Annotated in this window: 19 protein-coding genes and 1 tRNA gene; 9 read left to right on the top strand and 11 right to left on the bottom strand. The window is 67.6% G+C overall.

The window, feature by feature from the left end; genetic code table 11:
* Window positions 1-13: 13 nt before the first annotated feature.
* From BC102111_RS02650 to BC102111_RS02640, 3 genes are read right to left on the bottom strand one after another with little or no spacing between them, the layout of a single operon-like run.
* Window positions 14-1,297 carry a TRAP transporter large permease gene (locus BC102111_RS02650; protein WP_101623506.1) on the bottom strand — a complete coding sequence of 428 codons (1,284 nt, stop codon included), beginning with the start codon at window positions 1,295-1,297 and terminating at the stop codon, window positions 14-16.
* Window position 1,298: 1 nt separating this feature from the next.
* Window positions 1,299-1,892: a TRAP transporter small permease gene (locus tag BC102111_RS02645; RefSeq protein WP_101623505.1), complete on the bottom strand. Its 594-nt coding sequence runs from the start codon at window positions 1,890-1,892 to the stop codon at window positions 1,299-1,301.
* On the bottom strand, window positions 1,892-2,941 hold the full coding sequence (locus tag BC102111_RS02640; protein ID WP_101623504.1) for a DctP family TRAP transporter solute-binding subunit: 1,050 nt from the start codon (window positions 2,939-2,941) through the stop codon (window positions 1,892-1,894). The genes BC102111_RS02645 and BC102111_RS02640 overlap by 1 nt, the downstream gene beginning before the upstream one ends.
* A 263-nt stretch (window positions 2,942-3,204) precedes the next feature.
* Here BC102111_RS02640 and BC102111_RS02635 point away from each other — a divergent pair, with 263 nt between their 5' ends.
* Both BC102111_RS02635 and BC102111_RS02630 read left to right on the top strand, forming a co-directional pair.
* The gene (locus BC102111_RS02635; RefSeq protein WP_232252506.1) at window positions 3,205-4,140 is read left to right on the top strand and encodes a hypothetical protein; all 936 of its coding nucleotides are present in this window, start codon (window positions 3,205-3,207) and stop codon (window positions 4,138-4,140) included.
* Between the two features lie 189 nt (window positions 4,141-4,329).
* Window positions 4,330-4,405 (top strand) — tRNA-Lys (locus BC102111_RS02630).
* A 14-nt stretch (window positions 4,406-4,419) separates the two neighbouring features.
* Here BC102111_RS02630 and BC102111_RS02625 read toward each other — a convergent pair.
* Window positions 4,420-5,472 carry a GmrSD restriction endonuclease domain-containing protein gene (locus BC102111_RS02625; protein WP_101623502.1) on the bottom strand — a complete coding sequence of 351 codons (1,053 nt, stop codon included), beginning with the start codon at window positions 5,470-5,472 and terminating at the stop codon, window positions 4,420-4,422.
* A 78-nt stretch (window positions 5,473-5,550) separates the two neighbouring features.
* The gene (locus BC102111_RS02620; RefSeq protein WP_101623501.1) at window positions 5,551-6,348 is read right to left on the bottom strand and encodes a PaaX family transcriptional regulator; all 798 of its coding nucleotides are present in this window, start codon (window positions 6,346-6,348) and stop codon (window positions 5,551-5,553) included.
* 183 nt (window positions 6,349-6,531) lie between these two features.
* On the opposite strand from BC102111_RS02620, the gene BC102111_RS02615 reads away from it, so the two are divergent.
* From BC102111_RS02615 to BC102111_RS02590, 6 genes are all read left to right on the top strand, one after another.
* Window positions 6,532-7,959, top strand: coding sequence for an MFS transporter (locus tag BC102111_RS02615; protein WP_232252507.1), 1,428 nt, complete (start codon window positions 6,532-6,534; stop codon window positions 7,957-7,959).
* On the top strand, window positions 7,956-9,524 hold the full coding sequence (locus BC102111_RS02610) for an acyl-CoA synthetase (protein ID WP_197907819.1): 1,569 nt from the start codon (window positions 7,956-7,958) through the stop codon (window positions 9,522-9,524). Before BC102111_RS02615 ends, BC102111_RS02610 begins: the two co-directional genes overlap by 4 nt.
* A complete protein-coding gene (locus BC102111_RS02605; protein WP_095376318.1) occupies window positions 9,521-10,333 on the top strand; it encodes a crotonase/enoyl-CoA hydratase family protein in 813 nt (270 codons plus the stop codon). Before BC102111_RS02610 ends, BC102111_RS02605 begins: the two co-directional genes overlap by 4 nt.
* Before the next feature lie 11 nt (window positions 10,334-10,344).
* A complete protein-coding gene (locus tag BC102111_RS02600) occupies window positions 10,345-12,369 on the top strand; it encodes an acetoacetate--CoA ligase (protein ID WP_095376319.1) in 2,025 nt (674 codons plus the stop codon).
* Window positions 12,366-13,352, top strand: a complete 987-nt coding sequence (locus BC102111_RS02595; RefSeq protein WP_095376320.1) for a 3-hydroxyacyl-CoA dehydrogenase NAD-binding domain-containing protein — start codon at window positions 12,366-12,368, stop codon at window positions 13,350-13,352. The genes BC102111_RS02600 and BC102111_RS02595 overlap by 4 nt, the downstream gene beginning before the upstream one ends.
* Window positions 13,353-13,437: 85 nt before the next feature.
* Complete coding sequence (locus BC102111_RS02590; protein ID WP_095376321.1) at window positions 13,438-14,325, top strand: amidohydrolase family protein; 888 nt, start codon at window positions 13,438-13,440, stop codon at window positions 14,323-14,325.
* Here the strand turns inward: BC102111_RS02590 and BC102111_RS02585 are convergent.
* The 4 genes from BC102111_RS02585 to BC102111_RS02570 all read right to left on the bottom strand — a co-directional run bounded on the left by BC102111_RS02585 (window position 14,318) and on the right by BC102111_RS02570 (window position 18,312).
* Window positions 14,318-14,935 (bottom strand): PadR family transcriptional regulator, encoded by a 618-nt coding sequence (locus BC102111_RS02585; protein ID WP_095376322.1) that lies wholly within the window; start codon window positions 14,933-14,935, stop codon window positions 14,318-14,320. The two genes, BC102111_RS02590 and BC102111_RS02585, sit on opposite strands and share 8 nt — an antisense overlap.
* A 139-nt stretch (window positions 14,936-15,074) precedes the next feature.
* Window positions 15,075-16,478: a vanillate/3-O-methylgallate O-demethylase gene (ligM, locus tag BC102111_RS02580; RefSeq protein ID WP_095376323.1), complete on the bottom strand. Its 1,404-nt coding sequence runs from the start codon at window positions 16,476-16,478 to the stop codon at window positions 15,075-15,077.
* A 104-nt stretch (window positions 16,479-16,582) separates the two neighbouring features.
* Window positions 16,583-17,458: a formyltetrahydrofolate deformylase gene (gene purU, locus BC102111_RS02575; RefSeq protein ID WP_095376324.1), complete on the bottom strand. Its 876-nt coding sequence runs from the start codon at window positions 17,456-17,458 to the stop codon at window positions 16,583-16,585.
* Between the two features lie 2 nt (window positions 17,459-17,460).
* Window positions 17,461-18,312, bottom strand: a complete 852-nt coding sequence (locus BC102111_RS02570) for a methylenetetrahydrofolate reductase (protein ID WP_095376325.1) — start codon at window positions 18,310-18,312, stop codon at window positions 17,461-17,463.
* A 248-nt stretch (window positions 18,313-18,560) separates the two neighbouring features.
* On the opposite strand from BC102111_RS02570, the gene BC102111_RS02565 reads away from it, so the two are divergent.
* On the top strand, window positions 18,561-19,862 hold the full coding sequence (locus BC102111_RS02565; RefSeq protein WP_232252508.1) for an MFS transporter: 1,302 nt from the start codon (window positions 18,561-18,563) through the stop codon (window positions 19,860-19,862).
* 34 nt (window positions 19,863-19,896) lie between these two features.
* On the opposite strand, the gene ptsP is transcribed toward BC102111_RS02565, so the two are convergent.
* Together ptsP and BC102111_RS02555 are read right to left on the bottom strand one after the other, a co-directional pair.
* Complete coding sequence (gene ptsP, locus BC102111_RS02560; RefSeq protein WP_101623499.1) at window positions 19,897-21,618, bottom strand: phosphoenolpyruvate--protein phosphotransferase; 1,722 nt, start codon at window positions 21,616-21,618, stop codon at window positions 19,897-19,899.
* Window positions 21,615-21,884, bottom strand: a complete 270-nt coding sequence (locus tag BC102111_RS02555; RefSeq protein ID WP_095376328.1) for an HPr family phosphocarrier protein — start codon at window positions 21,882-21,884, stop codon at window positions 21,615-21,617. The genes ptsP and BC102111_RS02555 overlap by 4 nt, the downstream gene beginning before the upstream one ends.
* Window positions 21,885-21,897: the final 13 nt, after the last annotated feature.

Raw genomic sequence — 21,897 nt, 5'->3', positions numbered from 1 at the left:
GTGGATCGGGGACTCAGACCGCGTAGCCGAGGAGGGAGGGCAGCCACAGGCTGAGGAAGGGGACGACGGAGATGAGGAGGAGGGTGGCGAGCATCGGGACGAAGAACGGCAGGGTTCCCTTGATCACCGTCGTCACCGGATACTTCGTCACCGAGGAGAGGACGAAGAGGACGAGGCCCACGGGTGGGGTGAGCAGGCCGATGAGGAGGTTGAAGATGATCATGATGCCGAAGTGGACGGGGCTGAGTCCGAACACCTCGGCGACGGGGAGGAGGACGGGGACGAGGATGAGGATCGCCGAGGTGGGCTCGAGGACGCATCCGATGATGAGCAGGAGGAGGTTGACGAGGATGAGGAAGACGATGGGGCGGTCGGTGATGGACAGGAGCACCTCGGCGGCGAGCTGGGGTGCCTGTTCGCGGGCGAGGACCCAGCCGAAGAGGGCGGCGCCGGCGACGATGATGAGGATCCCGCCGGTCGTCTCGACGGCGGTGACGAGGGCGTGTTTGACCTTCGGCCACGTGAAGTTGCCGTAGACGATCGCGAGGATGCCGATGTAGGCCACGCCCACGGCGCTCGCCTCGGTGGGGGTGAAGATGCCGGAGAGGATGCCGCCGAGGATGACCACGGCGGCCCCGACCGGGGGCAGGGCGCGCAGACCGGACTTGAGGCGGGTGGCGCGGGAGGCCTTGGGCAGGCGGAGGTCCTCGCGGCCGCGGGTGAGGAACCAGCACATGATGCTGAGGAGGACGACGAGGAGGACTGCGGGGACGATGCCGGCGACGAAGAGCGCGCCGACGGAGACCCCCGCGGTCACGGCGTAGATGATCGCGGGAATCGAGGGCGGCATCATCGGCGCGATGAGGGAGGAGGCGCCGGTGACGCCGAGGGAGAAGCCGACGGGGTAGCCGCGGCGGATCATCGCGGGCACCTGGATGCGGCCCATCGCCGCGGCATCGGAGATCGCGGCGCCGGAGACCCAGGAGAAGCCGAAGCTCGTGAGGATGTTGACGTAGCCGAGCGAACCGCGGACGTGGCCGATCGCTGCGACGGCGGCGTCGTAGAGGCGGTCGGTGGCGCCGGAGATGTTCGCGAGGTTGCCGAGCAGGATGAACATCGGCACGGCGAGGATCGCGAAGTCGAAGACGCCGGAGGTCGCCTGCTGGACGGCGAGCGCGGGACTTGAGGACGGGTCGATGGCGATGTAGATGATCGAGGGGACGAGGAGGGCGATGCCGACGGGCACGCGCAGGGCGAGGAGGACGAGGAGGGCGGCCAGCATGAGGATGAGGGTCATGTCAGAGGCCTTCCATGTGGGCTGCGGTGTCAACGGTGTCGGGGTTCTCGTCCGGGTGCTTGGCGACCATGACGAATTCGATGATCGTGTGGATGAAGATGAGGATGAAGCCGATCGTCGCGGCGAGGTAGAGCAGGGCGGTCGGCAGTCCGGAGGCGGGCATGGCGATCGCTGCGACGATGTCGACCATCATGATCCCGGCGACGGCCATGAACGCCGAGACCGCGAGGACGACGAGGCGGGCGAAGGTGCCGATGGCCCGGGCGACTCTCCGGGGGACGACCGTGGCGATGAGGTCGACGGTGATGTGGGAGCGCCGAGAGGTGACGTAGGCGGCGGCGAGGAACGTCAGCCACACGAGGGTGAGGCGGGCGACCTCCTCGGTCCACGACAGGGGGCTGTCGAAGACGTAGCGGGTGATGACTTGGAGGAGGACGAGGGCGAAGACGCCGACCATGAGGAGGATGCCGATCGCGCGCTCGAGGCTGATCGCCCAACGATAGAGGGCGCTTCGCCGTTCGAAGGAGTCCTTGTCGAAGGCGAGCATCGCCTCGGCGTCGGCGATGGTGTCGCTGCCGGGAGTGTCGGGGTTCATCAGTTCTCCTCCCCCGCGTCAGAGCGAGCGTCTTCGAGGGACTTCTTCACCGCCAGGTACGTGTCACCCCAGGTGACGCGCTTGGGCAGCTCCTCGGCGACGAGGTCGCGGAAGGCCTGGATGTCGACGTCCTCGACGACGTTGATCTCCTCGGTCTCCTTCCAGTCGGCGAGAATCTCCTTCTCCTGCTTGAGGGTGCACTCCTCGACGCGAACGCGGGCGTCGTCGATCGCGGCGAGGAGGGTGTCGCGCTTGCTCGGGTCCATCGATTCGAGGAGGCGTTCGTTGCCGACGAGGTAGACGCCCTGGACGATGTGCTCGGTGATGCTGATGTAGTCCTGGACCTCGTAGAACTTCGCCGAGGCGATCGTCGGGATGGGGTTCTCCTGGGCGTCGATCGTGTTCTGCTGGAGGCCTAAGTAGACCTCGCTCAGAGCCATCGGGGTGGCCGTGGCCCCCATGATGGAAAGCGTCGTGAGGTAGAGGGGCGCGTCGGGGGTGCGGATCTTCAGGCCCCGGAGGTCATCCGGGGTGCGGACCGGCTTGTTCGCGGTGACCTGGCGGGCACCGTAGTAGAAGTTGCTCACGACCCGGAGGTCGGTCTCGGCGGCCATGTCGTCGAAGACTCCGGACATGATCTCGCCGGTCGTCGCGCCTTGGAGTTCGGCGGCGTCCTCGGCGAGGTAGGCTCCGTCGAGGACGGCGGCCTCGGGATGCCAGGCCCCGAGGAAGGACGGGCCGCTGTTGACGAAGTCGAGGGCGCCGGTGGCGACCTGTTCGACCATCTCGGCTTCGCTGCCGATCTGCGCTGCCGGGTAGACGAGGACGTTGAAGCCCTTGCCGGCGAGCTCCTCCTTCATCGGTTCGAGGCCGCACGAGTTGACGGGGTGGCTGGCTTCGTAGACGTTGCCGATCCGGATCGTCGTCGCGTCGGGATCGACCTCCTCGACGGCGGCACGATTGACGTCGACGGGCTGGAACATCGCGCAGCCGGTGAGCACGAGCGCGGAAGCCCCGGCGGTGATCATCGTGATCAAGCGCTTCTTCATGGATTCTCCTCAAGCCGTCCCACCTCGGTGTGGGACGTCACGACGGTGTGACAAGCTGATGGGTGGAGCACCCAGGTGCATGAATGTATAGCTTTTGGAGAAATCGTATAGGTTGAATGTGACCTGCACAACTCGCAGGTCTCGAGAATCGGTCAGCGAATGCTCGGCTGCTCCTACGAAAATCACAGCGTGCCCTACTAAAATGAACCCGGATCTGGGCCGACGATCGGCCCTGTGAAGACAGTGAACGAGGAGGAATTCCCGTGGCGAAGCAAACCATGGTGCAGAAGGGTCTCGACAGAGCGGCGAAGCTCGCCGTCAATGAGGACGGAACCCTCAATCCGCGTACCGAGTCCGTGCTCTCAAAGCTGCTGTCGGTGCAGCGGCCAGTGGCTCTCGCGTACGTGCGCTCGCTGCGCAGGCGGAATCCGGATGCGACGCCCGAGGAGCTCGTGGAAATCATCCGCAAGCACTACCGTGCCCTCACCACGACCGGCGGCGCGGCGGTCGGTGCGACCGCGGCAGTGCCCGGGCTCGGCACCATGGCAGCGCTCGGCTTCGCAACGGCGGAGACCGCGGGATTCCTCGAGGTGACGGCGCTCTTCGCCCAGTCGATCTCGGAGATCCACGGTCTGCCGGTCAACGATCCGGCTCGCGCGAATGCGCTGGTCCTCGGGCTCATGCTCGGCAAGGACGGGAAGAACCTCGTCCAGCGCTTCGGCAAGCAGCAGGTGGGAGCAGACGCCCTCCTCGGCGATTGGGGTGCGACGCTGACAAAGCAGCTGCCGGCACCGGTCGTCGACATGCTTCTGCGGAAGCTGCGGAAGACCTTCATCCGCAAGTTCGCCGCGCGGGCCGGCGGTTCCCTCTTCGGTCGTCTGCTGCCGTTCGGCATCGGCGCGGTCATCGGCGGTGTCGTCAACGCGAAGATGGCGAAGAAGGTCGCCGACGAGTCGAAGACCGCGTTCGGCGCCGCGCCGACGGTGTTCCCACTCGAGACCGATCCTCAGTTCGTCGCTGAGAAGAGCGACAACAAGCTGCTCGGAACGCTCAAGAGCCTCACCGGGCTGGGCAACAAGGGCAAGGACTCCGTCGACAGCGAAGTCGTCGACGGGGGAGTCGAGAAGGACGCCACGAAGTACGACGCGGACTCGGCCGTGACGGACTCGTCGAAGCGGTCGCGGGAGATCGGCCGCTGAGATGACGACGGCGACACATCGTCGCCGATGACGCGTCGAGAGGGCGCCCCGCGGATGTCGCGGGGCGCCCTCTCGGATTTGGTCGCAGGGCACCCCCTCGGGTTTGAGTGAAGGCCCGTTCTGGCCCTAGTATTGGGGAGTCTCCGACAGCCTCTTCTGGGCGCTTGCCCATGCCGATCTGTCGAGACCGGGCCTCTAGCTCAGTTGGTAGAGCAGCGGACTTTTAATCCGCGGGTCGTGGGTTCGATCCCCACGGGGCCCACCATTGAAGCAAGCGCCTTATTCACACCCGACGCCATCGCCGTCACGGTCGAGGTGGCGACCATAGCCGGGATCCCCGACTCGGACCGGCGCAGCGCCGGCAGCTCGCGCCGCCGTGCAGTTCTTGTAATACACCGATCCACCGGACGATTCGCGCTTCGGTTCCGGTTCGTCTGCTGGCTTCTCCGGAGCGGGTGCCGGCTTCTCGACAGGCTTCTTCGTCGGGGTCGATTCGACCTTGACGTTGTCACCGTCGCCTGCCGCCGGCCACGACACGTCCTCGGTGAACGCCGGCTCGTCCTCGCATGACTCGAGCACCCTCGTCATCGCGTCCCGTTCAGCCCTGACCACCCACAGACCGTACTTGTGCTTGACTGCAATCTGTCGTGAGACGTACTCACAGCGAAAGCTCTTCTGCGGAGGCAGCCACGTCGCCGCATCTCCGTCCCCCTTCTGACGATTGAGCGTCGAGCTCACCGCAAGGAGATTGAGCGGATCGTTGCCGAACTCCTCAAGCTCAGTCTCATCGAACCCCTGCGCTCCCGTCTGCCACGCATTCGACCGAGCGACGACATGATCGATGTCGATGTTGTTCGGGTCCCGATCGAAGGCATAGGTCTCACCGAGATACGGGTCGTCGAGCCGCCCCGCGATCACTGCGCACCCGTTCGACCCCTGCTTGAGTGTGATGTCCGTGAGGTCGCGCCTGAGCACATCATTCCTCGTGTCGCACCCGTTGTGGTCGACATCCGCTCTCCACCGGAACAGATCCGCGTCGTACCCGGTCTTCGGTGCCCGGCCTTTCGTCTCAAGGTCGGCCAGCATCGCCAGCGCAGTCCCTGGATCCGCCGCCGTCGTCGGCGCCGGCACCGCGGTCGTCGGCGTTGACTCCGGGCTTGCAGGTGCCGTCGTCGCCTGCCCTCCAGAGACGGTCTCTGCTGCAGTCTCCTCCGGAGTGCCGCCGACGACGACTGAGATGAACGCGGCGATGATGATGACGGCGATCGTGAGGCAGCCGCCTCCGCCGCAGCCGAGACCGACCTTCGCGCCGGTGGAGCGCTTTTCGGGCATGCAGATTTCCGTTCGAGAGAGGGGCCTCAGGAATGGTATCTGATCGTCACCACCGCTACGTCGCCCGGGTCCGGGCCGCTACCCCAGCCCGCCGGCGAAGAACTGGTCCAAGGCCGGCTCCTCGATCTCGCCCAGACGCTCGTTGAGCTCTCGGAAGAGCTGCCACTGGGCGAAACCCGGCCAATCGTCGGGCAAGAGATCCGGGGGCAGCTGCGGATCAGTGCGGGTGAGCGTCAGCCAGTCGAAGTGGAGCTCCACCCTGCGCACGAGCGCCTCAGTCGGTGACAGCCCTGAGACCGTGCACGCCCGCCACTTCTTCCCGAACACCTCATACTGGGTCGCCACCTCGTCGAGGTCGAACGCGTCGACGAGCATCGCATCTGTCGTCGGCGGCTGCAGCTCCCCATAGACGACGACCGGCGCGACCTCACACGCCTCCTCGCCGAGGATGTCCTCGACATCGACCTTGGCCGGAGCCACCCAGGTGCCGCCGTCGATGCGACCGAACCCCGCCCACGACAGCCGGGAGGAGAGCCTGTGCCGCAGGGCCCGCTTCGACTCAGGCACCTGAATGCGCACGAGCGTCCACCGCCCGTCCCAGTCCCGCGGCCGCTCACCGACGAACATCTTCCGCCCTCCGCCGAGGAGGATCTCCCGAGCCTGCTCACTCACGGTGTAGAACGTCTTCCGCCCGTCCTTGCGCCGAACGATGAATCCCTTCGCCGCATTGCGCTGGAGCACCGACCGTGCGGCCGCTTCGCCGACGCCCAGCTCCCCCATGACGAAGACGATCGACGTCCCGCTCAGGGGCGTTGGATCATCGGTCATGTGCAGACCGGCGAGCGCGAGGAAGAGCGACTGCGGATGAACGGACATGCCGCCACACTATCGCCTCGGCGGACCCCTTCCTCCCTTGGCACGAAACTATATTCTGCAAACTGTTGCAGTGTCGCCAGCCAGATGCATAGTATTCACAAGAGGCCGGCGACGTCATAGGATTGCCGCCTTTTCAGCCACAGAATCAGCGAGGATCCCATGGCTTCAAGAAAATCGCCCACCATGCTCAAGAGGGCCGCAGCGTCCGCGTACCTCGGCAGCGTCATCGAGTACTACGACTTCTTCCTCTACTCCGTCTGCGCCGCCCTCGTCTTCAAAGACGTCTTCTTCTCCAACCTCCCGCCGCTCGTCGGCACGCTCGCGAGCCTCGCGACGTTCGCCACCGGCTACCTGGCGCGCCCGCTCGGCGGCATCGTCTTCGGCCACTTCGGCGACAAGCTCGGCCGCAAACGCATGCTCGTCATCAGCATGTTCACCATCGGCATCGCCTCGACCCTGATCGGCGTCCTGCCCACCTACGACCAGGCCGGCATCGTCGCCCCGCTCCTGCTCATCCTCATCCGCGTCGTCCAGGGCATCGCCATCGGCGGCGAGTGGGGCGGGGCGACCCTCATGTCCGCCGAGCACTCGACGACCAACCGCGGCTTCTGGGCCAGCTTCACCAGCGCCGGTGCCCCCAGCGGACAACTCGTCTCCGCCGCCGTCGTCGCCGGCACCCTCTCGGTCATGGGCGTCGAGCAGTTCGTCGCCTGGGGCTGGCGCCTGCCGTTCCTCGCCTCGATCATCCTTCTCGTCGTCGGCGTCGTCGTCCGCGCCGCCGTCGACGAATCCCCTGAATTCCTCCGCGCCAAGGAACGCACACGCCCCACATCGATCCCGATCCTCGCCACCCTGCGCAAGCAGCCGGTCACCCTCCTCCTCTCGATCGGCGTCGGCCTCTCCGCGTTCATGTTCCAGGGTCTGCTCACCACGTACTCCGTGGCTTACGGCGTCCAGATCGGCGTCGACCAGCAGACCATCCTCAACGCCCTCACCTTCTCCTCCTTCTTCGCCATCTTCGGCATCATCCTCTGGTCGAGGCTCTCCGACGCCGTAGGCCGCCGCCCGCTCGTCATCTCCGGCGCCATCCTCATCGCAGCGTGGAGCTTCGCGCTCTTCCCGCTCATCGACACGAAGAACGGCGTCCTCATCACCATCGGCATGATCATCGGCCAAGGCGTCATCCACCCGATGATCTACGGCCCGCTCGCCGGCTTCTACACCGAGCTCTTCGACACCGAGCACCGCTACACCGGTGCCTCGCTCGGCTACCAGTTCGCCGGCCTCGGCGCAGGCATCTCCCCCGTCCTCTTCGCGGCGATCATGAACGCCAACGGCGGATCGACGACCCTGCCGCTCTCCTTCGTCATCGCCGCCGTGGCCGTCGTCAGCATCCTCTGTATCCTCCGCCTCGGCGAGACGAAGTCCCGGGTCCTCTCCGAGCAGGTCGCCGCCGACGCCGTCGTCGCAGACACCGCCCCGGCGAATCCCGCTGATCCGACGGTGTCCACCGCGCCGTCTGCACCGACCGCGTCCGCCGCACCGACAGTCCCACCTCAGTCGACGCCCGCCGACCCGTCCGCGCGCACCCCGGAAGGACAGAAGCCGTGACCGTCGTCCACCCCAGCCTCGCGAAACTCTCCGAACGCCAGGCCACCGACTACGGCGAGGCGACCGCGATTCGCTTCGCCGGCATCGACCACTCCTACGCGGACATGCATGAGCGCGCGCTCATTGCCGCCACCGACCTCCACGCGGCGGGCATCCGCCGAGGCGACCGGGTCGCCTACCTCGGACCCAACCACCCCGCCGCGGTCGTCACCCTGCTCGCGTGCTTCCGCCTCGGCGCGATCTTCATCCCCCTCAACTGGCGTCTGGCCCCGGCCGAACTCGACTTTCAGCTCGCCAACGCCGATGTCTCCCTCCTCCTCGTCGCCCCCGAACTCACCGACACCGCGGCAGCGCTCACGGTCGACGTCCCCACCGAGGCGGTGCGCTGGGACCCGGCCCCCGCCTCGGCGAAGGGACCGATCATCCCCGCCGCCGAGGTCGACGGCAGCGACCCCGCCCTCCTCCTCTTCACCTCCGGGACGACCGGGCGGCCGAAGGGCGCGGTGCTCACGCATGCGAATCTGCTGTGGAACTCCTTCAACCTCCTCCTCAACACCGACCTCACCGCCTCAGACGCCACACTCGTCGCCGCACCGCTCTTCCACGTCATCGGCCTCAACCAGCAGGTGCTCACAAGCTACCTGCGCGGGGCTCGGATCCTCCTCGAGGCGAAGTGGGATCCTGACCGGGCCTTCGACGCGATCGACGATGAGGGCCTGACGTGGATGGCAGGCGTGACGACGATGTTCGCCGACCTGCTCCACTCGCCGAGGTGGGAGACAACCGACCTGACATCGCTGCGGTTCGTCAACTCCGGCGGCGCCCCCATCCCCGTCGCCCTCATCCACGCCTTCCAGGACAGGGACATCCTCTTCTGCCAGGGCTACGGACTCACCGAGACCTCACCGGGGGCGACGTTTCTCCCGGGAGCCTTCGCCCTGGCCAAACCCGGGTCGGCCGGGCGTGCGGTCCCCTTCACCGAGGTGGCCATCCGCGACCTGTCGGGCAATCCTTGCGAGGCCGGGCAGACCGGGGAGATCGTCGTCCGAGGCCCCAACGTCATGACCGGCTACTGGGACAACCCCGCCGCCACCGAGGCCGCGTTCTCCCCCGGCGGCTGGTTCCACACCGGCGACATCGGCTACCTCGATACGGATGGGTTCCTCTTCATCGTCGACCGGCTCAAGGACATGTTCATCTCCGGAGGTGAGAACGTCTATCCCGCCGAGGTGGAGTCCGTCCTCTTCGAACACCCCGCCGTCGCCGAGACGGCGATCGTCGCCGCCGACGACGACCGCTGGGGCGAAGTCGGGCACGCCTTCGTCGTCGCTGCCGAGGCGCAGACCCCGGATCCGGAGGAGCTGCGCGAATTCCTGCTCGCCCGCCTCGCGAAGTACAAGGTCCCGAAATACTTCGACATCGTCGACTCCCTCCCGCGCACCGGTTCGGGCAAGGTTCACAAGGGGACCCTGCGCCGCACCGGGCCGCTCGGCGCCCACTCGAGCGCCACCGCCGAAACCACCACATGCCGAACCGCCCCTGCACCGACCAAGGACGCACCATGACCTCTGAGACCGCCCTTCCCACCCCCGCCTCGCCCCTCGACCTCGGCGAGACACTGACCTTCGAACGCGACGGTGCGATCGGCATCCTCACCCTCGACCGCGCAGCGAAGCGCAACGCCCTCGACGATGCGACGATCACCCGCCTCGGCGAGTTCTTCGCCGCTGTCCCCGAGGGCATCCGTGCGGTCGTCCTCACCACCGCCGGCGAGCACTTCTGCGCGGGACTCGACCTGTCTGAGATGACCGACCGCGACGCGGTCTCCGGCCTCCACCACTCCCGCCGCTGGCATGCGACGATGAACGCGATCGCCGAATCCGCGATCCCCGTCATCGCCGTCCTCCAGGGCGCTGTCATCGGCGGCGGCCTCGAACTCGCCAGCGCCGCGCACCTGCGGGTCGCCGAGGACTCCGCGTACTTCGCCCTGCCCGAGGGCAAACGGGGACTCTTCGTCGGCGGCGGCGCCTCGGTGCGGGTCCCCCGCCTCATCGGGCTCACCCGGGTCCAGGACATGATGCTCACCGGCCGGTCCTTCGACGCCGTCGACGCCGAGACGATCGGCCTCGTCAACTACCGGGTTCCCGCAGGCGCCGGAACGGCGAAGGCCCGTGAGCTCGCCGCCGCGATCGCCTCGAACTCCGAGGTGACGAACTACGCGATCACCCAGGCCCTGCCGCGCATCGTCGAATCCGGCCGCGACGAGGGCTACATGATGGAGTCGCTCATGGCCGCCGTCGCCCAGTCGAGCACCGAGGCGAAGGCCCTCATGCGCGACTTCCTCGATGGCACCGGCCCCAAAGTGAGAAAGTGAGAGGGCAGACGATGACGCGAATCATCCGCGAGGTCCCCGCCGACGCGACCGAGACCAGCCGGATCGGCGATTTCCTCCGCTTCGCCGGGCAGCGGCGCGGCACCGCGTTCACCGGATGGGACGATCTCCACGCATGGTCGACCACCGACATCGAGGACTTCTGGGAGACCGTCTGGGACTACTTCGGGGTGATCTCCCACAGCCCGTACGACACGGTGCTTCGCGAGCGGATCATGCCGCACGCGCAGTGGTTCCCCGGCGCCGCCCTCAACTATGCCGAGCACTCCCTCGGCACCCCTGAGCAGGCAGACGACATCGCCGTGACCGCGGTGTCCCAGACCCGGGAGGAGGTCACGCTCACCTTCGCACAGCTGCGCGCCGAAGTGGCCCGAGTCCGCTCCGGCCTCCTTGAGATGGGTGTGGGTCCCGGCGACCGGGTCGTCGGGTACCTGCCGAACCAGCCCGAAGCCCTCGTCGCCTTCCTCGCGACCGCGAGCATCGGGGCGATCTGGGCGAGCTGCGCCCCGGAGTTCGGCACCCAGTCCGTCATCGACCGCTTCGCCCAGATCGAACCCACCGTGCTCTTCGCGGTCCCCGGGTATCGATTCGGGGCGAAGCCGATCGACCGGAGAGCCGAGGTGGCCGAGATCGTCGCGGCACTGCCCACCCTCACTCACGTCGTCACCGTCGACTACGGCGACTTCGCCGTCGACGATGCGGCCCGCGAGCTCATCGCCGCCGACCGTGCAGCCGCGGCCCCCGACCGGCCGGTCGAGGCCGTCGACTACCGCGGGCTCGGTTCCGCCGCGGCGGAGCTCGAGTTCGGCCCGGTTCCCTTCGACCACCCGCTCGTCATCCTCTTCTCCTCGGGCACGACGGGCAAGCCGAAGGCGATCGTCCACTCCCACGGCGGGATCCTTCTCGAAACCCTGAAGAACCACGGTCTTCACTTCGACCTCGGCCCCGGCAGCACGTTCAGCTGGTTCTCGACGACGGCGTGGATGATGTGGAATGCGCTCGTGGGCGGGCTCGTCGTCGGGTCCGCGATCGTCATGATCGACGGCAACCCGAACTACCCGGATTCGAAGGAGCTGTGGCGGATCGCGGCACGGACGAAGGCCACACTCATGGGGATGGCACCCGGAGCGATCATGGCCGCCCGGAGGGAGGGCTTCACCCCGACCGAGGAGTTCGACCTCTCCGCCGTCGAACAGTTCGGGGCCGCCGGTGCCCCGCTGCCGGCCGAAGGCTACGAGTGGATCCAGGAGCTGTTCGGGCCGGATGTCCTCCTCAACGTCGGGTCCGGGGGCACCGATGTGTGCACGGGCATCCTCCAGGCGTCCCCGCTCACCCCCGTCTACTCCGGGCAGATGTCGGACACCTCGCTCGGCTTCGCCGCCACCGCCTTCGACGCCGACGGCAACGAGGTCCGCGATGAGCTCGGCGAACTCGTCATCACGCAGCCGGTCCCGTCGATGCCCGTGACCTTCTGGGGAGAGGACGGCGACGAACGCTGCCGTCAGGCGTACTTCGACACGTACCCCGGGGTGTGGCGACACGGCGACTGGGTGCTGTTCTCGAGCGGGGGCGGCGTCGTCGTCACAGGCCGTTCCGACGCCACCCTCAACCGCGGCGGGGTGCGGTTGGGCACCGCGGACTTCTACTCCGTCCTCGACACCACCCCCGGCGTCCGCGACTCACTCGTCATCCACCTCGAGGACCCCGACGGCGGAATGGGCGAACTCGTCCTCTTCGTCCAGACGGAGGACGGTGTCGACCTCACCGCCGAGGCGGCCGCCCGGATCCGCACGGAGCTGAAGTCCCGGCTCTCTCCGCGGCACATCCCCGACGAGATCGTCGCGGTCAGCCGCATCCCGTTGGGCAGGACGGGCAAGAAGCTCGAGGTCCCGGTCAAGCGCATCGTCCAGGGCGCGGCAGCGGAGTCCGTGGCGAGCGCAGGCTCCCTCCAGGACCCGCGCTCCCTCGAGGAGTACGTCGAGTACGCCCGCCGCCGCACGGAAGGAGTCTCGGCATGAGAGTCGCGATCATCGGCACCGGAGTCATCGGGGCGGCCTGGGCGGCAGGGTTCCTCACCGCCGGACACGAAGTCACCGCGTTCGATCCGGCGCCCGACGCCGAGGCGCGGCTGCGGGACCGGGTGACAGCGGCCCGGTCCGCTGGGGCGGCGACCGCCGGTGGGCCGCCTGCCGACGGCTCAGTCCCCGACGACACCGCAGCCCCACCGGACGGAGACACTCTCGCTGAGGCACTCGAGCGGCTCCGATTCGCCTCCTCGCTCGCCGAGGCGGTGGCCGAAGCCGACTTCGTCCAGGAGAACGGGCCCGAGCGCCTCGAGATCAAACGGGACCTGCTCGCCCAGATCGATGCTGCGACTCCCGCCTCGGCGCTCATCGCCTCCTCGACCTCCGGGTTCGCCCCCACGGAGATCGCAGCACAGGCGACGACCGCACCCGAGCGGATCGTCGTCGGTCACCCGTTCAACCCGGCCCACCTCATCCCCTTGGTCGAGGTCGTCGCACACCCGGAAGCCCCTGCAGAGATAGGGCAGCGAGCACTCGAGGTCTACCGGTCGATCGGGAAGAAGCCGATCCTCGTGCGCGCCGAACTGCCCGGTCACGTCGTCAACCGCCTCCAGGCAGCCCTGTGGCAGGAGGCGTACTCGCTCGTCGAACGCGGCGTCGTGTCCGTGTCCGACATCGACACGGCGATCTCGTACGGCCCCGGACTGCGCTGGGCGATCCTCGGCCCGCTTGCGATCCAGCACCTCTCGGGCGGGCCCGGCGGGATGCGCCACCTGCTCGACCATCTCGGGCCGCCGCAGGAGGTGTGGATGCACGATCTGCGGCAGGTCCACCTCGGCGAGGAGCTCAAGGACAAGCTCATCGCCGGAGTCGATGAGGAACTGGCCGGGCGCGACACCGAGGCGATGGCCCGAGACCGCGATGCGATGATCGGGGAGATCCTTGCTCTCCGCCAGCGCTACGAATCGCTGCCGTGACCGCCCCCGCCCCGGCAGCCATGACGACAGCAGCCCCCACATCTCCCGAGAGACCCCATACGACAGCTGAGAGACGAGGACAGCGATGAGATACGAACCCGCGATCGACACGGCCGCGATCACCGCGCTCGACGTGCACACCCACGTCGAAGCTGACGACCACGAGCACACGACGCTCGACGCCGAACTCCTCGACGCCTCGGCGGAGTACTTCCGGGCCCCGGTCCCCCGCACCCCCACCGTCGCCGATCTCGCCGCCTACTACCGGGAGCACAACATGGCAGCGGTGGTCTTCACCGTCGACGCGACGACGGCGCTCGGCGGGCATCCCCCGGTCTCGAGTCAGATGATCGCCGAGGAGGCTGCCAGGAACAACGATGTCCTCATCCCCTTCGGATCGGTCGATCCCCTCCGCCCCGCCGAGGCGCTCGCCCGCATCCGCGAGCTCGCCGTCGACTACGGGGTGCGTGGGATGAAGTTCCACCCGAGCCTGCAGGGCTTCAATCCCAGCGCTCGGGAGCACTATCCGCTGTGGGAGGCCTGCGCCGAACACGGACTCGTCACGCTCTTCCACACCGGACAGACCGGGATCGGAGCGGGCCTGCCCGGGGGGCGGGGCATCAGGCTGCGGTACTCGGACCCGATGCTCCTCGACGACGTCGCCGCCGACTTCCCCGAGCTGACGATGATCCTCGCCCACCCCTCGGTGCCGTGGGTCGACGCGTCGATCTCGATCGCCACGCACAAGGCGAACGTCTTCATCGACCTCTCCGGGTGGTCGCCGAAGTACTTCCCGCCGCAGCTGGTCCGCGCGATCGGGTCGATCCTCAAGGACAAGACCCTCTTCGGCTCCGACTTCCCGCTCATCACCCCCGAGCGGTGGATGAGCGACTTCGCCGCCCTCGACGTCAAGCCCGACGCCGTTCCGCTCATCCTCAAGGACAACGCGATCAGGGTGCTCGGCCTCAGGTAATCGGGGTCTGCGCCTCGTCGTCGGTGTCGGTGATTCCCAGCCGTTTGGCCAGAGCGAGGCCTTCCCTGGCCCAGCGGATCTCCCCGCGGGCGCGCGCGGCGAGCCCCTCGTACGAGTAGCGTTTGAAGGCGATCGTCGCCTCCCGCTTCTCGTCGGCCGTGACCTCGAGACGACGGTTGAGCATCGGGGAGGTGAGGGAGTCGATCTTCGCGATCTCGCCCTCCCAGGTGTCGAGCTCCTTCTGCCAGTGCTCGATGTGGCTGGTGAGGAACTCCTCGACCGCCTCGGCGTCGGCGGACTCCAGGTATGCGGCCCGCAGGTGGGCCGCATCCCGGATCCGCTGGTACTTCAGCGGGCTGTTCATCCAGTCGACGAATTCCTCATCACCGGAGTCGGTGACGTGGTAGACCTTGCGGGTGCCCGCAGTCCCGCGGGTCTGCTCCTCGGCGACGATGAGCCCCCGGTCGGCCATCTTCCGCAGCTCAGGGTAGATCTGGGAGTCGGGGGCGTGCCAGACGTAGCCGACGGACTGGGAGAAGAGCTTCTGCAGTTCGTAGCCCGAGGTCGGACCGATGCGCAGCACGGCGAGGATCGCGCTTCGCAGGCTCATGGGTGGTTCCTGTTCTGTGGTTCGGCTTCCGCTGACTGCCGATGACCGGGCGAGCATGACGGAAGGGCCCGGGCGGTGTGCCCGAGCCCTTCCAGACTATAGCTGCGACCGGCTACGACGGTGCCGGTGCGCCGGGGTCTCAGCTCTTCTGTCCGGTGCGCCATCCGCCGCGGTAGGTCTCGCGGGCGACCGTCGAGTACGGCACGGGGCTGACGACGGCCCGGACCTCGGTCTGCTCGTGCGGTTCGACCGAGGCCTTCTTCGTGCCTCCGTCGGGTTCGCCCCAGACGACGGTGAGCTCGGCGCCTTCGGGCACATCAGGGTTGACGGTGGCCAGGGAGAGGCCGCGACTCTCGTTCGCCGAGTACCCGGTGAACATCGAGAATCCGACGACGTTGCCGTCGGCGTCGACGACGGAGTCGTAGTTCGCCGAACCGTAATTCGCCAGCGGCAGGTCGAAGAACTTGTAGTGCGGCCCATCGACGTTGAGCAGCGAGGTCCACACCTTGCCGAGGTCCTCCGCGTTCCAGGCGAGGGTGACCTTGCGCCTCTGAGCGGCCGGGTCCATCTTCTCCAGGGCGTCTCGGCCGATGAAGTCGTGATCGAACTTGACGAAGCTGCCGTAGCCGAGCTCCCACGGGGTGAGGTAGTAGTCCTCGATGTTCTCCGAGACGAACGATCCCGCGAGCGTCCCGGTCGCTTCGTAGGAGTCGGCTCCGAGCCATTCGCGGAAGCCCCGCTCGGCCTCGCCGGTGTAGATCGCCGGCAGCGGGGAGGGGATCCATCCGGATTCGAGGGTGTTCGAGGGGTAGGCCCGAGACCCGACGGGCAGGAGTCCGAACTCGGCGCCCGCCTCGACGATGGCGTCGCGGATCTGGTCGTGGTCCTCATACGGGCCCCAGATCTCCAGGCCCGGTGCCCCGGCCATACCGTGGCGGAGGGTGCGCACCTGCTTGCCGGCGATCGTCATCGTCGACATGTTGAAGAACCCGAGCTTCTCGAGCGGTCCGCCGCCCAGCTTCTCGATGATCGACCACGCGTTCGGGCCTTGGATCTGGAACCGGTAGTAGCGGCGGGAGACCGCGTGACCGTAGGGCCGCGACGGGGAACGGCGATCGACCTCGATGTCGAGGTTGGGGTAGTCGCCGGACTCGGCGTGGTAGAGCAGCCAGTTCGACGCCGGGGCGCGACCGACGTAGACGTACTCCTCGTCGGCCTCGCGGAAGAGGATGCCGTCGCCGATGACGTGCCCCGAGGCGGTCGTCGGCACGTACTGCTTCGCCTTGTTCACCGCGAAGTTCGCGACCGAGTTGATTGCTGTGTCCGAGATCAGCCTGATGGCGTCGGACCCGCTCAAGAACACGTTGTCCATGTGGTGCGACTGGTCGTAGAGCACGGCGGTGTCCCGCCATGCCTGCTGCTCCTTGATCCAGTTCGTGAAGTCGGCGGGGACGACAGGGTAGATGTAGGAGCCGATCTGGGAGTTGCGCAGGAGCTCGACGGGATTGGTCCGGTCGATGATCTGCTGCAGGTTCTCGGTCATGGTGGTCAAACCTCTCTGTTCTCTTCCGGTGGGTGGTTTCGCTGTCTCCGGCGGGAACCGGATGCGGGGTCAGACTGGGGATGGTCGGGTTCTGCGAGGGATGATCAGGTGAAGACGATCGTCTGATTGCCGTGGCGGATGACGCGGTCCTCGGTGTGGAGGCGCACGGCCCGGGAGAGGACCTCGCGTTCGACGTAGGCGCCTTTGGCCTGCATGTCGGCGGCGGTCATCGTGTGGGTGACGCGGGTGACGTCCTGTTCGATGATCGGTCCTTCGTCGAGGTCCTTCGTCACGTAGTGAGCGGTCGCGCCGATGAGTTTGACTCCCCTCTCCTTGGCCTTGCGGTAGGGACCGGCGCCGATGAACGCCGGCAGGAACGAATGGTGGATGTTGATGATCGGCACCCCGACGTCCTCGATGAAGTCCTCGGAGAGAATCTGCATGTACCGGGCGAGGACGACGAGGTCGACGTTGCCGTCGAGGAGCTCGCGGATCCGCGCCTCGGCGGCGGACTTGTCCGGTCCCTGTGAGGGAACGTGGAAGTAGGGGATCCCGAACCGGCGGACATCCTCGGCGAGGTCGGTGTGGTTGGAGATGACGAGTGGGATCGTCACCGGCAGCTCCCCGCGCTGGTGCCGCCACAGGAGGTCGAGAAGGCAGTGGTCGGACTTCGAGGCGAGGATCGCCATGCGTTTGAGCTCGGAGCCCTCGACGAGGCGCCAGCTGATACCGTGCGGGCCGAGGGTTGCAGCGAGGTCCTCCTCGATCGCCGGGCGAGCGGCGGAGAGTCCCTCCCGGTGGAAGACGACGCGCTGGAAGAAGTCGCCGCCCTCAGGGTCGGTCGTGTACTGATCGAGGGAGACGATGTTGCCGCCGTTGCGGGCGATGAGCGCGGTGATGAGCGAGACGAGTCCCGGCTGATCGGGGCAGGTGACGATGAGCGTCGCGAAGTCGCGGCGGCTCTCGGCCAGAGCGTTCATCCTCACGCTCCCCGGGAGAAGTCGCGGATCCACTCGGCGGTCGCGCTCAGCCCGCCGAAGGTGTAGAAGTGGGTCTTCACGCCCCTTCCGTCTCCTGCGACCTGCGTGTCCGCGGCGAGTTCGGTGATGAAGCGGTCGGGTCCGGCGGTGCCGACGAGGTTGGCCAAGGAGAAGCCGTACTTCTTGATGATGCCGGCGCTCGTGCCGACGCCGAAGCGCTTCGCGTAGCCGATGAGCCGTTTGACGCCGGCCGGTCCCGGGGTGCCCACACGGATGTCGCCGGTGACACCGGCATCGCGGACCTCGGCGACCCATTCGCTGACGCGTTCGGCATCGAAGGCGAACTGGCTGATGACGACCTGGCTGAGGCCCTGCTCGGCCAGCGAGGCGGTCTTCGCTCGCAGATGCTCCCACAGGGTCGCGGTGTCGATGTCGGGGTGGCCTTCGGGGTAGCCGGCGACGCTGACCTCGCGGACCCCGTACTCCTGGAGGATGCCGGTGCGGATGATCGAGAGCGAGTCCGGGTAGGGCCCTTCGGGTGTCGCGGGATCGCCGCCGACGACGAAGACGCGTTCGGTGGCATTCACCTCGGCGAGGGCGGCGAGGAAGTCGCGCAGCGCCTGTTCCGAGGTGACGCGGCGGGCGGAGATGTGGGGAACCGGGGTGAAGCCGAGCTCGCCGACGGCCTTCGCCGCGGCCACCCGCATCGGCAGGTCCTCGTTGCCGAGGTAGGTGACGTTGATCCGCGTGCCCGGAGCGATCGCCGAGGCTGCCTCCTGAAGATTCCCGACGTCCTTGCCCGTCATCTCGAGAGAGAAGTCCTCGAGGAGGCGGACTGCCGTTGACTCGACCATCTGCGGTTCCTTCCATGAACACTGCTGTGGGCTCACCTCCAACGAAAGCAGAGATTTTTGCCTATGTCCATAGGTATTTGAGAATGTGCGATCTTTGCAGATCTATTGCCCAAGAATGACGCGCTTGGTAATGTTCACCCCACTGCAATTTGCCTATCTGTATAGCTATTTCGCAACGACGCGAGAGCACTTGCTCGCAGAATTCGGAGACCACCGTGGATCTACGTGAACGCATCGACACGTCCCGCATGTCGCCCTACCAGTGGCTGATCGTCGCCATCTGCACGTTCCTCAACGCCCTCGACGGCTATGACGTCCTCGCGATCGCCTTCTCCTCGAACCAGGTGAGTGAGGAATTCGGGCTCTCCGGCACGGCGCTGGGGCTGGTCATGAGTGCGGCTCTGCTCGGTATGGCCATCGGCGCGCTCATTCTCGGTCCGGTGGCCGACCGCATCGGGCGACGGAACATGACGCTCATCGCCCTCGTCGTCAACTGCGCAGGGCTCTTCCTCTCAGCCACTGCCAACTCGGCGACGGAGCTCGGCATCTGGAGAGTCGTCACGGGGCTCGGCATCGGCGGGATCCTCGTGGGGACGAACGTCATCTGCGCCGAATACGCCTCGCTCAAGCGGCGTGGCCTCGTCATCAGCATCTATACCGCAGGCTACGGGGTGGGTGCGGCCTTCGGCGGAATGATCATGGTCTCGCTCATCAGCAGCTTCGGCTGGCGCTCGGTCTTCGTCTTCGGCGGTGCGCTGACGATCGTCGCCATCATCCTCGTCCTCGCGCTCGTCCCCGAATCGGCGTCGTATCTCTACAATCGACAGCCGGCGAATGCGCAGCGTCGCCTCGACGCCATCGCCCGGCGTCTCGGCCACCCGGGGCCAGTCGTCATTGCGCCGGTGCCCGCGTCCGCGAAGGCCGACACCGGGATCCCCGCGCTGTTCAGCAGGCGCAACCGACGGGTGACGGTCGTCGTGTGGGCGACATTCTTCATCATCATGTTCGGCTTCTACTTCGTGAACTCGTGGACGCCGAGGCTGATGAACGAAACCGGCCTCGACGACACGATGTCGCTCATCGTCACCGTCGCGCTCACGCTCGGTGGGGCGATCGGGTCGGTGACCTTCGGGCTCTTCACCGGCCGCTGGTCGACTCGGGAAGTGCTCACCGCGTTCTCCGTGGTCGCCGCGATCCTCATGGCGATCTTCATCTTCACCGCTCAGTGGATCGCGCTCGTGCTCGTCGTCGGTGTGCTCGTCGGCATGTTCATCAACGGCTGCATCGCGGGCCTCTATGTGCTCACTCCGCAGTCGTACTCCTCGACGCTGCGCTCGACCGGATCGGGCTGGGGCATCGGCATCGGGCGGTTCGGGGCAATCATCGCGCCCACGGCGACCGGTGCGCTCCTCGACAATGGGTGGAGTCCGCAGGCGATCTACGTCCTCGTCGGGGCGATCATCCTCCTCGCCGCCGTCGTGCTCCTCGGCATGCGCGGGGTCGATGTCGAGGCGAACCGCCGACCGGTGCGCGCCGGAGTCGGCGTGTAGGGGGCGACGCCTGGTCGACCATCGCCCCCGACGGTCAGAGGAGATCGGCGAGCGCGGGCGCGACCGCTGCTCGCACAGCCTCGCGGGCGGCCTCGGGCGACTCGGCCTCAAGAGCTGCGTCGGCAAGAGCACGGCAATCAGCCTGAGAATGGGTGCGCAGAGCCAGTCGCACCGCACCGACCTTGCTCGGCGCCATCGAGAGGCTCGTGACCCCGAGCCCGACGAGGACGAGCGCGAGCAGCGGGTCACCGGCCGATTCGCCGCAGACGCCCAGCGGCCGGCCGGCCTGGCTGGCACCGGCAGCCGCCGCTGCGATCACGTCGAGGACCGCCGGCTGCCATGGGTCGAGCAGCTCGGAGAGCTCACCCTCCATCCGGTCCGCCGCCATCGTGTACTGGGCAAGGTCGTTGGTGCCGAGGCTGCCGAAGTCGACGGCCTCAAGCACCTGACGTGCCCGCAGCGCTGCGGCGGGGACCTCGATCATCACGCCGGCCGTCGCGAGCCCCGCGGCTCGGACCTGCTCGGCGAACCAGCGCGCCTCGGCAGCCGTGGACACCATCGGCGCCATCACCCGCACATCGGCTCCCGTCTCCGCCGAAGCCGCGCCGAGTGCCTGCAGCTGCGCATCGAGCACATCCGGCCTGGCCTGCGAGAGCCGCAGCCCGCGGCGACCGAGCGCCGGATTCTCCTCGGGCCCGAGATCCGCGAAGGCGAGCGGCTTGTCCGCCCCCGCGTCGAGAGTGCGCACGACGACGCGGCGACCGGAGAACGGAGCGAAGACCTTCCGGTAGATCTCCGTCTGCTCCTCCACCGTCGGGGCCGCGACGGCGGAGAGGAAGACGAACTCGGTGCGGAAGAGACCGACGCCCTCAACGTCCTCGGCACCGGCCAACTCTGCGTCCTCGACACCCCCGATGTTGGCGAGCAGGGCGACACGGTGACCGTCGGCGGTCTCCCCCGGTCCGGTCACCTCGGCGAGGGCTGCCGCGAGTCGTTCCCGACGCTCCCGCGCAGCCTCGACGGCCGCCGGGTCCGGTCGGACGACGACCTCCCCGCTGCCACCGTCGATCGAGACCGGGGTGCCCGCGGGGATCGTCGTCGCATCATGGACCTGCACGACGGCAGGGATGCCCATCTGCGCCGCAAGGATCGCGGTGTGACTGGTCAGCCCACCGTGCCGGGTGACGATCCCGAGCACGAGCGAGCGATCGAGCGTCGCCGTCTCGGCCGGTGCGAGGTCGTCGGCGGCGACGATGCTCGGTTCGATGAGGGTGGGCAGTCCGGGTGCCGGCTCACCGAGCACCTCGGCGATGGCCCGAGCACCGACGTCGCGCAGATCGGTGACGCGTTCGGCGAAGTACCCGCCGAGAGCCTCGAACCGGGCGGCGAACTCCTCGATCGCCTCGGCGATGGCCCGGGTCGGCCCGCTTCCCGCGTTGAGGCGCTTCGTCACCTCACGGTGGAGCGACCGATCCCGGGCGATCATCGCCGTCGCCTTGAGGATGTCGCGGGCCGTGGTCTCCGCGCTCAGCGCCTTCGCATCGAGCGTGTCGGCGACGTGCATGAAGCTCGCGATCGCCGTCTCCGAGGCGGCCGCGGGATCCTCCGCCGCCGGTTCGTCGGCGGGCGGTTCGACGGGAGCGGCCGCCTGGACGATCGGCCCGTACGCCGACCCGGGACTCACCCCGAGCCCGTGGAGGACCACAGCATCCGGATGTTCGGCACGAGCCTCGCCGAGGTGGCTGCCGGAGCTCATTGCGCGTCCATGTCCGTGGACAGGAGTTCGACGAGACGGTCGAGCACGACCTCGGCGTCGGCGCCCTCGGCGGTGAGGACGACCTCTTCGCCGTGCTTGGCACCGAGCGCCATGACACCGAGGATGCTCCCGGCGTCGACGGGCTCGTCGCCCGGACGGCTGATCTCGACGTCGACTCCGGATTCGGAGACGGCTTCGACGAAGAGCGAGGCCGGACGGGCGTGGAGGCCGACTGTTGAGGCGATGGTGACGGAACGGGTTGCCATGATCTCTCCTTGT

The sequence above is a fragment of the Brevibacterium casei CIP 102111 genome, from assembly GCF_900169275.1.
In the GTDB taxonomy this organism is placed as follows: Bacteria; Actinomycetota; Actinomycetes; order Actinomycetales; family Brevibacteriaceae; genus Brevibacterium; species Brevibacterium casei.
The sequence above is the reverse complement of the archived record's forward strand: the minus strand, read 5'-3'. Positions and strand labels throughout refer to the sequence as shown.

Bases quoted from the DNA above. Each gene is read 5' to 3' on its own strand.
- BC102111_RS02555 (WP_095376328.1), bottom strand. From the start codon at position 21,884: ATGGCAACCCGTTCCGTCACCATCGCCTCAACAGTCGGCCTCCACGCC.
- purU (WP_095376324.1), bottom strand. From the start codon at position 17,458: ATGAACGCTCTGGCCGAGAGCCGCCGCGACTTCGCGACGCTCATCGTC.
- BC102111_RS02590 (WP_095376321.1), top strand. From the start codon at position 13,438: ATGAGATACGAACCCGCGATCGACACGGCCGCGATCACCGCGCTCGAC.
- ligM (WP_095376323.1), bottom strand. From the start codon at position 16,478: ATGACCGAGAACCTGCAGCAGATCATCGACCGGACCAATCCCGTCGAG.
- BC102111_RS02640 (WP_101623504.1), bottom strand. From the start codon at position 2,941: ATGAAGAAGCGCTTGATCACGATGATCACCGCCGGGGCTTCCGCGCTC.
- BC102111_RS02600 (WP_095376319.1), top strand. From the start codon at position 10,345: ATGACGCGAATCATCCGCGAGGTCCCCGCCGACGCGACCGAGACCAGC.
- BC102111_RS02570 (WP_095376325.1), bottom strand. From the start codon at position 18,312: ATGGTCGAGTCAACGGCAGTCCGCCTCCTCGAGGACTTCTCTCTCGAG.
- BC102111_RS02605 (WP_095376318.1), top strand. From the start codon at position 9,521: ATGACCTCTGAGACCGCCCTTCCCACCCCCGCCTCGCCCCTCGACCTC.
- BC102111_RS02585 (WP_095376322.1), bottom strand. From the start codon at position 14,935: ATGAGCCTGCGAAGCGCGATCCTCGCCGTGCTGCGCATCGGTCCGACC.
- BC102111_RS02620 (WP_101623501.1), bottom strand. From the start codon at position 6,348: ATGTCCGTTCATCCGCAGTCGCTCTTCCTCGCGCTCGCCGGTCTGCAC.
- BC102111_RS02565 (WP_232252508.1), top strand. From the start codon at position 18,561: ATGTCGCCCTACCAGTGGCTGATCGTCGCCATCTGCACGTTCCTCAAC.
- BC102111_RS02615 (WP_232252507.1), top strand. From the start codon at position 6,532: ATGCTCAAGAGGGCCGCAGCGTCCGCGTACCTCGGCAGCGTCATCGAG.
- BC102111_RS02595 (WP_095376320.1), top strand. From the start codon at position 12,366: ATGAGAGTCGCGATCATCGGCACCGGAGTCATCGGGGCGGCCTGGGCG.
- BC102111_RS02650 (WP_101623506.1), bottom strand. From the start codon at position 1,297: ATGACCCTCATCCTCATGCTGGCCGCCCTCCTCGTCCTCCTCGCCCTG.
- BC102111_RS02625 (WP_101623502.1), bottom strand. From the start codon at position 5,472: ATGCCCGAAAAGCGCTCCACCGGCGCGAAGGTCGGTCTCGGCTGCGGC.
- ptsP (WP_101623499.1), bottom strand. From the start codon at position 21,618: ATGAGCTCCGGCAGCCACCTCGGCGAGGCTCGTGCCGAACATCCGGAT.
- BC102111_RS02645 (WP_101623505.1), bottom strand. From the start codon at position 1,892: ATGAACCCCGACACTCCCGGCAGCGACACCATCGCCGACGCCGAGGCG.